The organism is Aurantivibrio infirmus (genome assembly GCF_054767315.1).
This window is the reverse complement of record NZ_BAAFSK010000007.1, coordinates 107,473-120,650: the sequence shown is the minus strand read 5'-3', so window position 1 is coordinate 120,650 and position 13,178 is coordinate 107,473. Positions and strand designations below refer to the sequence as shown.

General features: G+C 45.2%; 11 protein-coding genes. 4 read left to right on the top strand and 7 right to left on the bottom strand.

Features of this window, described 5'->3' with window-relative positions; translation table 11 throughout:
- Positions 1–32: 32 nt before the first annotated feature.
- The 3 genes from ppc (at position 33) to ACYUCY_RS15790 (ending at position 5,529) form a co-directional block, all read left to right on the top strand.
- Positions 33–2,660, top strand: coding sequence for a phosphoenolpyruvate carboxylase (ppc, locus tag ACYUCY_RS15800; RefSeq protein ID WP_460227490.1), 2,628 nt, complete (start codon positions 33–35; stop codon positions 2,658–2,660).
- 199 nt (positions 2,661–2,859) lie between these two features.
- Positions 2,860–3,456, top strand: a complete 597-nt coding sequence (locus tag ACYUCY_RS15795; RefSeq protein WP_460227489.1) for a LemA family protein — start codon at positions 2,860–2,862, stop codon at positions 3,454–3,456.
- A 93-nt stretch (positions 3,457–3,549) separates the two neighbouring features.
- The gene (locus ACYUCY_RS15790; RefSeq protein WP_460227488.1) at positions 3,550–5,529 is read left to right on the top strand and encodes a M48 family metallopeptidase; all 1,980 of its coding nucleotides are present in this window, start codon (positions 3,550–3,552) and stop codon (positions 5,527–5,529) included.
- 341 nt (positions 5,530–5,870) lie between these two features.
- Here the strand turns inward: ACYUCY_RS15790 and ACYUCY_RS15785 are convergent, their stop codons facing one another.
- From ACYUCY_RS15785 to zapE, 7 genes are all read right to left on the bottom strand, one after another.
- Complete coding sequence (locus ACYUCY_RS15785) at positions 5,871–6,275, bottom strand: ClpXP protease specificity-enhancing factor (protein ID WP_460227487.1); 405 nt, start codon at positions 6,273–6,275, stop codon at positions 5,871–5,873.
- Positions 6,276–6,310: 35 nt separating this feature from the next.
- The gene (locus ACYUCY_RS15780; protein ID WP_460227486.1) at positions 6,311–6,946 is read right to left on the bottom strand and encodes a glutathione S-transferase N-terminal domain-containing protein; all 636 of its coding nucleotides are present in this window, start codon (positions 6,944–6,946) and stop codon (positions 6,311–6,313) included.
- 264 nt (positions 6,947–7,210) lie between these two features.
- The gene (locus tag ACYUCY_RS15775; protein WP_460227485.1) at positions 7,211–9,283 is read right to left on the bottom strand and encodes a ubiquinol-cytochrome c reductase; all 2,073 of its coding nucleotides are present in this window, start codon (positions 9,281–9,283) and stop codon (positions 7,211–7,213) included.
- Positions 9,280–9,882: a ubiquinol-cytochrome c reductase iron-sulfur subunit gene (petA, locus tag ACYUCY_RS15770; RefSeq protein WP_460227484.1), complete on the bottom strand. Its 603-nt coding sequence runs from the start codon at positions 9,880–9,882 to the stop codon at positions 9,280–9,282. Before petA ends, ACYUCY_RS15775 begins: the two co-directional genes overlap by 4 nt.
- 341 nt (positions 9,883–10,223) lie before the next feature.
- Complete coding sequence (gene rpsI / locus ACYUCY_RS15765) at positions 10,224–10,613, bottom strand: 30S ribosomal protein S9 (RefSeq protein ID WP_460227483.1); 390 nt, start codon at positions 10,611–10,613, stop codon at positions 10,224–10,226.
- A 19-nt stretch (positions 10,614–10,632) separates the two neighbouring features.
- Positions 10,633–11,061, bottom strand: a complete 429-nt coding sequence (gene rplM, locus ACYUCY_RS15760) for a 50S ribosomal protein L13 (protein ID WP_460227482.1) — start codon at positions 11,059–11,061, stop codon at positions 10,633–10,635.
- 175 nt (positions 11,062–11,236) lie between these two features.
- Positions 11,237–12,367: a cell division protein ZapE gene (gene zapE / locus ACYUCY_RS15755; protein ID WP_460227481.1), complete on the bottom strand. Its 1,131-nt coding sequence runs from the start codon at positions 12,365–12,367 to the stop codon at positions 11,237–11,239.
- A gap of 301 nt (positions 12,368–12,668) precedes the next feature.
- On the opposite strand from zapE, the gene ACYUCY_RS15750 reads away from it, so the two are divergent.
- Complete coding sequence (locus tag ACYUCY_RS15750; RefSeq protein ID WP_460227480.1) at positions 12,669–13,157, top strand: Z-ring associated ZapG family protein; 489 nt, start codon at positions 12,669–12,671, stop codon at positions 13,155–13,157.
- The last annotated feature ends 21 nt before the right edge of the window (positions 13,158–13,178 follow it).

Sequence of the window (13,178 nt, the reverse complement as noted above, 5' to 3'; positions counted from 1 at the left end):
AGTAGATCTATTTTTTAAACCTGGAGAAGTTTATGCAAATCGATAACCACCAAGAATTAAAAGCCTGTGTCGATATGCTTGGCAGAATCCTTGGCGACACCATGTTGCATGCGGGGAGCAAATCCGTAGTTGACGAAATAGAACATATCCGCCTGCTAGCAAAAGCCTCTAGGGAAAGCGAACCAAGCAAGCGGGATGAGCTTTTTAGTTATCTGGAAGGCCTATCTCCGGAACGTTTGTTAATTATCGCGCGCGCCTTTAATCAATTTCTAAACCTAGCCAATATTTCAGAACAATTTTACAGCACACGCAGTATAGACAATCAGCAACTCAACATCCTCAGTTCAGTTTCAACACAAATCAACAACCTAGTCAAAAATGGTATTGATAAAAATTCCATCGCGGATGAACTTTCCAACTTACGAATTGATCTCGTGCTTACAGCTCACCCAACCGAGGTCACGCGAAGAACCCTAATCGAAAAACAATATCGAATTTATCGTAGCCTACAACAGCTAGAACTCTGTAAGAACGACCCCGAACGTATTAGTCGAATTCAAAATCGCTTGGCGCAACTCATTGCGCAGTGGTGGGATACCGACGAAATTCGCACCGAAAAACCCTCTCCTGTTGATGAAGCCGTGTGGGGCTTCGCTGTGATTGAGAACTCTTTGTGGGAAGCAGTACCGCGCTTCGTCAATCAATTGGAGTCTACTGCTAAAGAGTTATTGGGTCTTGATCTCCCCATTGAATATTCACCGGTTAAATTCACCTCTTGGATGGGCGGCGATAGAGATGGCAATCCTTTTGTTACGGCGAACGTTACTCGCGAGGTGATTCTCTTAGCACGCTGGAAAGCTGCGGATTTATTTTTAGAGGATATCAATCATTTAATTAGTGAACTCTCCATGACAACCTGCTCACCAGCTTTGCGAAAATTAGCAGGTGAAGGTCGTGAGCCCTATCGCATCGTCCTAAAGGATATTCGCAGCTTATTACTAAATACTTTGCAGTACACCGATGACTTATTAAAAGGCCACACACCGGATGAGTCGCCCATCTTAACCAGTGCCGAACAATTATGGGAACCGCTGTATATTTGCTTTAGCTCCCTCAACGATTCGGGCATGGAGATAATTGCCAACGGCGATCTAAAAAATGTATTGCGGCGAATAAAATGTTTTGGCGTGTATTTACTAGGTCTGGATATTCGCCAAGAGAGTAGTCGTCATAAGCAAGTTTTCGAGGAGCTCACTCAATATTTAGACATTGGCGACTATGGCCAATGGACAGAGGAGGAAAAAATTAATTTCCTACTCACCGAGTTAGATAGCAAGCGTCCACTGTTTCCCCATCGATGGCAACCCAGCGAAGCGGTCAGCGAAGTATTATCAACATTCTCGATGATCGCGGAACAACCAGAGGATGCATTAGGCGCTTACGTAATCTCTATGGCGAAAGCGCCTTCCGATGTACTCGCGGTCAGGTTGCTTCTCAATGAAGCAGGTTGTCGTTTCGAAATGCCTATCGCCCCTCTCTTCGAAACGTTGGATGATCTTAATAATTGCGCCGAGGTAATGAACAAGTTATTCAGCCTCGAACCCTATAAGCGGGCGATAAACAATCGACAAATGGTGATGATTGGCTATTCAGATTCGGCTAAAGATGCAGGGGTAATGGCAGCAGGTTGGGCACAATACGAGGCACAAGAGCAATTACTTTCGGTCTGTGAGAAGGAGGGTATCGAATTAACCTTATTTCATGGCCGAGGTGGAACGATTGGTAGAGGTGGGGCTCCTGCCCACGCAGCATTACTTTCTCAACCTCCGGGATCACTCAAAAATGGGCTACGAGTTACCGAACAAGGGGAAATGATTCGCTTTAAGCTTGGTGTTCCCGAAGCAGCCGTCACTAGTCTCGGCCTATACACCAGCGCCATGTTGGAATCTAATCTATTACCGCCTCCAACACCTAACCAAGACTGGCGAACATTGATGAGTAAAATCACCAAAACATCAGCGCAAGCTTATCGTGCGCTGGTTTTTCAGAACGAAGAATTTCTCCCCTACTTCCGTCAAGCAACACCCATTAACGAACTTTCAAAATTGCCCCTGGGTTCTCGACCAGCTAAACGAAAAAATGACGGCGGCGTAGAAAGTCTTCGCGCTATTCCTTGGATATTTGCCTGGTCGCAAAATCGTCTTATGATTCCCGCTTGGTTTGGCGCTGGCCTCGCACTTGAGCAAGCCATTAAAGAAGGACAAAAACAACAACTCGAAACCATGTGTCAACAATGGCCATTCTTTTCAACTCGCATCAGTATGTTAGAGATGGTTTATGCGAAAGCTGATTCTCAACTGGCACTGTATTATGAAAACCATTTAGTTGAAAAACGCTTAAAACCTCTAGGTGAAGAACTACAGACACAACTGAAAAAAGACATTGACGTCGTGCTATCTATCGCCAACGAACAAAGCTTATTGCAGGGCTTACCTTGGCTGAAAGAGTCGGTAATTTTAAGAAACACTTACACTGATCCGCTGAATTTATTACAAGTAGAGTTACTTAAACGCATCCGTAAATCAGACGATAGTGATGTCGAAAAGGCGCTAATGGTAACCATCGCAGGAATCGCAGCAGGAGTCCGCAACACCGGTTGACCTAGCGCTCCCAGCCGGTCAAGCGCGCCTAAATCACTCAGCAATCAACATACAACTTTACAGAGTTCGTGTTAAGATCCGACCTTCGTATCCTATATGGCGATGTAATACTGAGTGCAAAAAATGCGCGCATAAGTTCTGCGCAAATAGACCAATAAGCAAATTCGCCATATAAAGCAATAATTAGAGGGTTAAGTGTATGGGTATTTCGGCAATCATTTTTCTGGTAGTTATAGTCGCAATCATTTTCTTCATTGTTGCGATATACAACAATCTGGTAAAACTTAAAGCGCGTTATGAAAACGCCTTTTCTCAAATCGACGTACAACTCAAACGTCGCTACGATTTAATCCCTAATCTCATTGAAACCGCGAAAGGCTATATGGCCCACGAACGCGATACTTTAGAGGCGGTAATTAGCGCACGTAATGCAGCCGTTGCGGGTTTGAAGGCAGCCGCCGAAAACCCTGGTAGTAAAGCGGCCATGGAACAACTTGGTGGCGCAGAAAATATGTTATCGAGTGCGCTGGGCAAAATGAATATCGTTGTCGAAGCTTATCCAGATTTAAAAGCCAACCAAAACATGATGCAGTTATCTGAAGAGCTAACCACCACAGAAAACAAAGTGGCATTTTCTCGCCAGGCGTTTAACGACGCAGTGACCGCTTATAATATCTATCGTCAATCTTTCCCACCCGTATTTTTTGCCGGTTTATTTGGCCACCCAAGTGATGCAGAATTACTTGAGTTTGAAGATCGAGCAGAAATTCAAGCCGCGCCAAAAGTTTCTTTTTAATTTCCGCGCCTATTTAATTCCCGCGTCTGTAAAAAATGACGATACGATTCGAGATATCTTTCGGGTCGTATCGAGAGCCGGATTAAAACAACAATGAACTTTTTCGAACATCAAGAAACTGCTCGTCGCAATACCAAATGGTTAGTGGCTTTCATGCTCGCCGCGGTTTTGAGCTTGATCGCGATTACCGTACTTGCCGTTGTCTTCGCTCTTTACTTTTTCCAATTCCGCAGCGACACCGCCGTTAGCGCTTTCGATCAAAACCTAAGTTTTTTCACCGTCGCCACACAACAATTGAGCTGGGATATTATCGCCGCCATTGCATTAGGTGTAAGCAGTGTCGTCGCCATCGGCAGTATTTTCAAATTGATTCAACTGCGTGGTGGTGGCAGAACCATCGCCGAATCAATGGGAGGTCGCCTGTTGAGCTCAGACACTCGCGATGCCGACGAAAAAAAAATTCTTAATGTAGTAGAAGAAATGGCAGTAGCATCTGGAACGCCAGTGCCACCGGTTTATATTATTGATGAAAACGGCATAAATGCTTTTGCTGCGGGATTTAAACCACAAGATGCGGTCATTGGTATAACTCGTGGTTGCATTAAATTATTGAGTAGAGATGAGTTGCAAGGTGTAGTCGCCCACGAATTCAGTCACATCCTCCATGGCGATATGCGTCTCAACATTCGCCTCATCGGCGTGCTCCACGGCATATTAGTCATCGGTTTAATTGGTTATTTTATTATGCGTTCGATGGGTTATCGCGCATTAGCTGGGCGCCGTCGCGACAACAGTGGGCTGGCATTTCTCGCCTTGGGCGTAGCCTTTATTGTCATTGGTTACAGTGGTACTTTTTTCGGCAACATTATTAAGGCAGCGGTCAGTCGACAGCGAGAATATTTAGCGGATTCTTCCGCGGTGCAATTTACCCGAAATCCAGAAGGTATTAGCGGCGCCTTAAAAAAAATTGGCGGCTACTCAGCAGGATCTCTTTTACACGCAACCAACGCCACTGAATTTAGCCACATGTATTTTGGCCAGGGCGTCAAAGTCGCTTTCAGTGGATTAATGGCAACTCACCCCCCCCTGCAAGAGCGCATCAAAAGAATTGAACCACGATGGAACGGCCGCTTCACTCCAGTAAGCTTAGATAGCACTCAACATTCTCAGGATAGCAGCGCTTATGGTGCTGAAAATCAACACACAGAACAAGTAAGCGGATTTTCAAATGCTACTGAACTAACTCAAAGCTCAGAGCCAGCAAGTGTCGCCGCCATTGACTCCATTGGCAGCCCAAGCCCTGCCCATGTCGCCTATGCGCGCAACTTACTAGACGCATTGGACAAACAAATAAATGATTCTGCACGTGATCCATTTTCTGCCCGCGCACTCGTTTATTGTTTGTTGTTAGATAAAAAATCAGACGCTGTTAATCAACAGCAATGGCAGCAATTACGCGCGCAAGCCCATCCGGTGGTATTTAATCTAACGCAAAAACTTTATCTCCATGTCTTACGAATTGGCTCCTTATATTATTTGCCACTCATTGATTTATGCTTGCCCGCACTAAAAGAGCTTTCGGATTCTCAGTACACGATATTTAAACGTAATCTCGTTGCACTTATTCGCGCGGACAATAAAGTCGATATTTTTGAATGGTCGCTCTACCGTATTCTTATTCACAACTTGGAAGGTAAGCCCAGCTCCCGCAATCATTTAAAATTAACGGCCTTAAAACAAGAGTGCGAAACTGTTCTATCGATATTGGCGCACTCTGGAAACGAAAATGCTAGCGATGCAAACAAAGCGTTCTTGGCGGGAACAAAAGAATTAGGTTTTACCGATTTAAGATTGCAAGACACGAGCAAGCTAGAATTAAATGATATCGACAAAGCCTTGGACGCTCTGAATCATTTAAAGCCATTGCAAAAACCCACCCTGCTAAAAGCACTGGCGAGTGCTATCGCCGAAGATGATCAAGTCACGAGCAGCGAAGCCGAACTATTTCGGGCCATTGCTGATAGCCTAGACTGTCCCGTGCCACCACTACTGCCCAATCAAAAACTGAAATAGGCACTTCTAAAAATTGTCTTTTCGCGATAGCGGCATCGGCTCCGTGCTTTATTCCCGTAGATGGGCATGTACGCGAGCAATCCAGCTTGTCCATGCTCTCACGACCTGCATGCTCCAATAAGGTAACACTAATTTTTAAAAGCACACCAGAGTACTTTCCGTTTACAGGTTTCTAAGTTCACACGCATTATCTGCTAAACAAAAATACCGTGGAGAAATACCACGATTTTTTTACGATTTACCACTTAGAAAATCGAAACTTAATTTAAATCAGAGCGGTTTGAAGCTAGCAAGGAAAGATAGTGTTCTAAGGTAGGCAGGAAAACTAACAAGAAAAATAATTATTTTACAACGCGCAGGCTGGGTCGTTTGGTAGCGCCGTCGGTGCCATTACCGCTGGGCGTTGGCGGAGGATCGATATCTTTTTCAGCCTCTGCTTCAAATATCATTCCCTGTCCGTTTTCTCTGGCATAAATACCTAAAATTGAACGGCATGGGACATAGATATCGGTGGGAATACCGCCGAAGCGCGCATTAAAACTCACGCTTTCGTTCAGTACTTGGAGATTTTTAATGGCGGAGGGAGAAATATTGAGAACGATTTGCCCATCTTTATTAACAAAATCTTGCGGAACCGAGACATCTTTTCCGTGCGCATCGACTAACAGATACGGCGTTGTTTTATTGTCCACTATCCACTCATATAGCGCGCGAATCATATATGGGCGGCTGGATGACATCGACATAGAATTAACTCGTTAACAACTAATAAACAGGCTTGTTAAAAATCGCGCATTTCTTTTTCGTATTCAGTTAAGCTTTTGCGAAAACCTTCCCGACTGAACACACGCTCCATATATTCTTCTAGTGGCTTGGTTACTTTGTTACTGGGTAAACGAATATCGAAAGTTTCTAAGCGCCATAATATGGGAGCTAAACAACAATCGACCAATGTGAACTCTTCGCTCATAAAATAAGGCATTTCTTGAAAAATAGGAGCGATCGGCAACAAGCTATCGAGTAATTCACGGCGTGATTTATCTATTAGCTCTTTGTTTTTACTGTAAAGAATGTTGTTAACCAGGGGGCACCAGTCGCGTTCAATTCTATACATCCACAAACGACTTTGTGCACGAGCAACGGGATAAACCGGCAACAATGGCGGATGAGGAAAACGCTCATCTAAATATTCCATCATCACTTTCGATTCATACAACACCAACTCACGGTCAACTAACGTCGGCAATGAATTATACGGATTCAACTCGGAAAGCTCTTGAGGGATATTTTTCGGATCAACATCAACAACATCAACCGATACGCCTTTTTCCGCCAGCACGATACGCACTCGATGACTGTAGTGATCACGCCCATCGGAAAAATAGGTCATTGATGAACGCTTAGTGACAACACCCATTTAGGTCTTCCTCAAATTAATACCGTAACTATTTTATAGCTACTAAAAGTGATTTTGCGATTTCAAAAAAACCAGCGCCTTATGATCAGCTTTATGCGGTTTAAGTAGTAAATCGATATTTCGTTGTTCTTAATGTTGCTTTTAATTTCGCTGTTTTTAATTTCGGTATTTTTGTTTTTTTAAAAACAACAAAAGCGATCATCTAGAATCTCTCGATGATCGCTTGAGCGTTAATGTATTTTGACGTTATACAACTCAATATTATTAGTGAATATCTTTCCAATATTCTCGATCAAGCAATACGGCTACGACCAAAAACAAGGCGAGGAACAGCAAGACATACACACCGGTATGCTTACGTGCCGCAGCACCTGGCTCCGCCACATATTCGAGGTAGTTTACCAGATCGTAGATAGCTTTATCGAAATCTTCAGGACTCATGGTTCCTGCAAGTGAACCCGCCTGCAAGGTACCGCAGGCTTCAACTTCCTCATTTCCATTTCCATCGCGTAATGGATCACCATGGCTATCTAACTTAGGACCAGGTGCACACTCTAGAAGGCCTTGTAACTCAAGCATGGCATGAGGCATGGCAACTTTATCAAAAACGCGATTATTCACACCGGTAGCGCGGGAATCATCTCGATAAAAATTGCGAAGGTAGGTGTAAAGCCATTCAGGAGAGCGTAGACGCGTAACCAAAGTGAGATCGGGAGGAGTAGCACCAAACCACGCTTTCGCGCGATCTTCAGGCATAGAAATCGTCATCAAGTTGCCAACTTTGCCCGCTTCGAACTTTTCTAAATTCATCGGCACCATGGTGTCCACCATGATCTCATGGGGAACATTGAGATCATCAGCCACGCGCTCATAACGTGAGTACTTCAAAGAGTGACAACCCATGCAGTAGTTGTCGAACCACTTTGCGCCATTTTGCAGAGATGCTTTGTCTTCAAAGTCTGCGCTAAATTCATCGCAAGCAATGGTGCCACAGGCATGTGCTGATTCAGCACCCACGGCCTTAATCGGAACAATGACGAGTACCACGAACAGTGCAAACCCACCCAAAACCAAAGACTTCGGCAAGCCGGTCATGCGAACTCGCTCTGGCTCTGGCAAGGTTTTCTCGCGCGATGTCCAAAATGGCATGCCAATGAAGTAAGCAAAATAAATAAAGGTACAAAGCTGAGCTAGCAAGGTGCGAGCGTCCGTTGGGCCTTTCATCCCCAAGTAACCGAGGATCACAAAGGTGGATGCGAACACAATCATCGCTACGCGGCTAAAAGTACCCTTATATCGAATGGATTTTACTTTACTGCGATCCAACCAAGGCAGGACAAACATAATCGCAATAGCCGCCGCCATCACAACGAAGCCGAGGAATTTCGAATTCAAAGGACCAATATCAAAAGTAATCGCACGCAACATAGAATAGAAAGGCGTGAAATACCAAACCGGCGCAATGTGCTCTGGTGTTTTTAATCCATTTGCCGGCTCAAAGTTAGCGTACTCAATAAAGTAGCCACCCATCTCAGGCGTAAAGAAAATAACAAAGCAAAATGCAAACAAGAAGACAACTACACCCACTAAGTCATGCACAGGTAGGTAGTAGGGGAAGAAGGGAATACCATCTTTAGGAATGCCGTTCTCGTCTTTGTTCTTTTTAATTTCCACACCATCTGGGTTATTGGAACCCACTTCGTGCAAAGCAAGAATATGAAGAAAAACCAACATGATCAAAACGATCGGTAAGGCAACAACGTGAAGCGCAAAGAAGCGATTCAGGGTTGCACCAGAAATCAGGTAATCACCACGAATCCATTGCACCAAGTCTTCACCAACAACAGGAATCGCACCAAATAGATTAACGATCACTTGGGCGCCCCAATAAGACATATTGCCCCAAGGTAGGATATAACCCATGAAGGCTTCAGCCATCAGCGCAACATAAATCACCATGCCAAATATCCACAGCAACTCACGTGGCGCCTTATAAGAGCCATACATCAAACCACGGAACATATGCAGATAAACCACGATAAAAAACGCCGAAGCACCGGTGGAATGCATGTATCGTAAGATGTCGCCGAAGGGTACATCGCGCATGATGTATTCGACAGATTCAAAGGCACGCTCCGCAGTAGGAACGTAATTCATGGTTAACCAAACGCCAGTGATTAGCTGATTTACCAGGACTAATAAGGAGAGAACCCCAAACAAATACCAAAAATTAAAATTCTTTGGCGCGTAGTATTTCGCCATATGCGTATCCCATGCTCGCTGCACAGGTAGACGCTCATCGATCCATCCCCAGAAATTTAATAGCCAATTGCTCATGCGCTTGCCTCCCCAGGGTTAAGGCCGATAACCAATACGTTGTCACTTTCAAAATAGTACGGAGGCACTTCCATATTGTCGGGAGCGGGAACACTTTTAAATACACGTCCAGCCAAATCGAACTTAGAACCATGACAGGGACAGAAAAATCCGCCTAACCAATCTTCATCAGCAGCGGAGTTCCCTACTTCCCAATACTGAGGAACACAACCTAGGTGGGTGCAAATCGCTTTAAATACCATATATTCGGGCTTTTCCGAGCGATATTCATTCTTCGCGTAATCGGGCTGTTTACTCGTAGCCTTCTCTGAATCTGGATCGGCTACCAGGTCGTTCATTTTTACCAAATTATCGAGGGTCTGTTGTGAACGACGAACGATAAATACTGGGAAACCTCGCCACTCAACGGTAATCATTGAGTCTACTTCAAGACTACCGATATTAACTTTGACCGGTGCACCTGCCGCTTTGGCTCTAGCACTTGGGTTCCAAGATCCGATAAAAGGTACAGCTGCGCCCACAACACCAGCACCGCCGACAACGGAGGTGGTGACTGTTAAAAAGCGACGCCGTGTTGTGTTGATACCGTCATTACTCATGACGCTTCTCTCCCGTTACAGCGAATAAATAAGTGAAAGGTGACTTTGAAACTTTTAATAGATTGCCCATCATTGTCATTTGGCCAAAAAGCGGGTTAATTTACCGCCATAAGAAGATTTTGCAGGCCCCCAAAGAACATCCAAAAAAGCCGCGCCATAGTAAAGAAAATGGCTCTTTCTTACAAGGATAACCCTGCAATATCGGGGGCTTAAAGGCAATCTACCGGCACTTTATGAATCGGACAAAAAAAACGCCCAGCCTTTAATTTAGCCTGAGCGTTTTTAGTATAGACATCACAAACCAAAGCGCGGAGAAAAAACCACGCTTTGTACAAACAATTCTAACGCTTCGAGAACTGTGGACGCTTGCGCGCTTTGCGTAAACCCACTTTTTTACGTTCTACTTCACGTGCATCTCGAGTTACATAACCCGCCCCGCGTAGAGAGGGACGAAGACTCTCATCATAGTCGATCAAAGCACGGGTTAAACCGTGGCGAATCGCGCCTGCTTGACCAAAACTTCCACCACCTTTAACAGTGACTTTGATGTCGAACTTCTCAGTCATTTCAACTAATTCCAAAGGCTGACGGACAATCATCCGCGCTACCTGGCGACCAAAATAATCGTCTAAATTGGAACCATTAACCGTAATCGCCCCAGAACCCTGGGTGATGAATACGCGGGCTGTAGATGTTTTGCGGCGGCCCGTGCCGTAGTGTTGTTCTGCCATTATTTGCCTTTCCGGAATTCTATACTTGTAATTCTTGTGGCTGTTGTGCAGCGTGCGGATGCTCGCCACCAGGATAAACTTTCAACTTTTTGAACATAACGCGACCGAGTGGGCCTTTCGGCAACATGCCTCTTACCGCCTTCTCTATCGTTCGCTCCGGCGCCTTCTTGATAAGGTCAGCAAAGCTAATGCCTTTAATTCCACCAATGTAGCCAGTGTGGTGATAGTACATTTTATCTTTGGTTTTGTTGCCCGTTACGCGAACTTCTTTCGCATTAACAACAACAATGTAATCCCCGGTATCGACGTGTGGAGTGTACTCAGCTTTATGCTTACCACGAAGACGATGGGCGATTTCTGCCGCCATACGACCTAGGGTCTTGCCCGAAGCGTTGATGATGTACCAGTCTCGTTTGACGGATTCGGGTTTAGCGCTGATGGTTTTCATGATATTCCTGCCTTGACCATGGGGGCTTCCCACAAAAGAGCGCGAATACTACATAAGCAAAACGCGGTTTTCAAGAACTAAATCGATGATGAGGCACTTTGCCAGAGAGTAATCGAATTCCGCCCCATCTTTAGCCTACCCTGGATATAGCTTGGGGTTCGCCATTCAAGCCAAGTCAGGGTTTATGAGGCCGGGCGAGATACTCATGGCTTTGCATTTCCAACAGGCGACTCTGGGTGCGCTCGAACTCAAATTGCAACCTGCCTTCTTTGTAAAGTGATACCAACGGTGCCTCGGCCGACAACACTAGCTTCACGTTGCGATCATAGAATTCGTCCACCAAGCTTATAAAGCGTCGCGCTTGATCCCAATTTTTATCGGTAAAAACGGGAACGTCCGCGACCAGCACCGCATGATATTCCCGCGCTATTTCAATGTAATCATTTTGCGAGCGTGGGCCATCGCAAATCGCCAAAAATTCAAACCACACCACATCCTCCACCAAGCGCTTAGCCTTGATGATTCGCCCCTCTATTTCAAGATCAACGTCTGTCAGGTGCTCAGAACCTTCTGGACTAAGGCTATCGAAGCTCTCTTGAAGACTGACATTGGCTTGCTCATCAATCGGCGAATGATATAGCTCCGCTTGCTCAAGGGCTCGCAGACGATAATCGTTTGCGCTATCAACATGAACAACCGTGGTGTGCTGCTTTACTAAAGCGATCGCCGGCAGAAAGCGAGCCCGCTGCAAGCCATTCTTATACAGCTCATCTGGAACGATATTTGAAGTCGCCACCAAACAAACACGTCGCTTAAACAAGGCTTCAAAAAGCGTCCCTAGAATCATGGCGTCGGTAATGTCGGAAACAAAGAATTCATCGAAGCAGATAACCGAGGCTTCTTTACTCAAACGCTCCGCGACAATTTCTAAAGGGTCGGGCTGCCCTGCCAAGGATTTCAATTCTTGATGGACACGACGCATGAAGCGATGAAAATGAGCGCGCATTTTATTCTCAAAAGGCAAGCTTTCAAAAAAGGTATCCATCAGGTAGGTTTTGCCTCGCCCAACTCCCCCCCACAAGTACAAACCCTTTACCGGCGCTTGATCTTTTTTTAAAAGCTTTCCGATCAAAACATGCAATTGGCCTTGGCTCTGCTTTTTGGAACGGGATGCAATAAGCCTCTCGTAAAGTTTTTGTAGATGATCAACCACCACCGCTTGGGCGGCATCTTTCTGAAAGCCTTCTTTTTGCAAATCCGCTTGATAGCGTTCGAAAGGGCTGGGGGACTGAGCGTTAGTGGGCATAAGAACTGGGTATCGTAACGGTTGGTGCCACTTAGCGGGTACTTAAGGCTTCGCAAAGCCAAAGGCGGCAATATTAATTTTGGAGCGGCATTATGGGCCCCTAGGGGCGTTCTCGCAATTCGCCAAATGGATAACCAAACTCAACACTTAAATTTCACGGTCTAATTATCGCGATTATAGATTCTTAGAAGAATTGTAAATTCTGCAAAAGCACGCAAGTTGTTTCCAGAGAGTACGCGTATAATCTGAAACTTCAACCCAACCAGTAAGGTTTTGGGGCCTACCTACAAAAGGAGTCTTAGTGTTTACTCTACAATTTGTTATTGTCATCTCTGGGATCGCACTTCTCCTCGGTGCGGGTGTATGTTACTTCGCCCTCAACTTCTTCGGTAAACAGCAACAGCTGAATAAAAACTTAGAAGAAAAGTTACGCCAGGCTGAAAAGACCTACACTGACTATCAAACGGAGGTCACTGAACACTTCATTGAAACCTCTAAACGGGTGAATAATCTCACTAAGAATTACAAAGAAGTTCACGAGTACTTAGCGAGCAGTGCAATGAAGCTCGCCAACCCCAACTTGAGCCAAAATATTCTCGAAGAGGCCAATAGCAATTTGCCCGACCCCGGTTCGATTGTTGAGGGCCAAACAACAAACACCGCACAAGAAGACGGCTACGACGAGCAAACCAATGATGAGCGCCTCAGCGAAGACGATGAGGACTTGAGCAATGCCGAAGATGAAATTGAAGCCGAACTAAAGAATAGGGCATCAGACGACACCAAATAGTTGAGCTCGGTTTAAATCAAT

Bases quoted from the DNA above. Each gene is read 5' to 3' on its own strand.
- ACYUCY_RS15795 (WP_460227489.1), top strand. From the start codon at position 2,860: ATGGGTATTTCGGCAATCATTTTTCTGGTAGTTATAGTCGCAATCATT.
- petA (WP_460227484.1), bottom strand. From the start codon at position 9,882: ATGAGTAATGACGGTATCAACACAACACGGCGTCGCTTTTTAACAGTC.
- ACYUCY_RS15790 (WP_460227488.1), top strand. From the start codon at position 3,550: ATGAACTTTTTCGAACATCAAGAAACTGCTCGTCGCAATACCAAATGG.
- ACYUCY_RS15780 (WP_460227486.1), bottom strand. From the start codon at position 6,946: ATGGGTGTTGTCACTAAGCGTTCATCAATGACCTATTTTTCCGATGGG.
- ACYUCY_RS15785 (WP_460227487.1), bottom strand. From the start codon at position 6,275: ATGTCGATGTCATCCAGCCGCCCATATATGATTCGCGCGCTATATGAG.
- rpsI (WP_460227483.1), bottom strand. From the start codon at position 10,613: ATGGCAGAACAACACTACGGCACGGGCCGCCGCAAAACATCTACAGCC.
- zapE (WP_460227481.1), bottom strand. From the start codon at position 12,367: ATGCCCACTAACGCTCAGTCCCCCAGCCCTTTCGAACGCTATCAAGCG.
- ppc (WP_460227490.1), top strand. From the start codon at position 33: ATGCAAATCGATAACCACCAAGAATTAAAAGCCTGTGTCGATATGCTT.
- rplM (WP_460227482.1), bottom strand. From the start codon at position 11,061: ATGAAAACCATCAGCGCTAAACCCGAATCCGTCAAACGAGACTGGTAC.
- ACYUCY_RS15775 (WP_460227485.1), bottom strand. From the start codon at position 9,283: ATGAGCAATTGGCTATTAAATTTCTGGGGATGGATCGATGAGCGTCTA.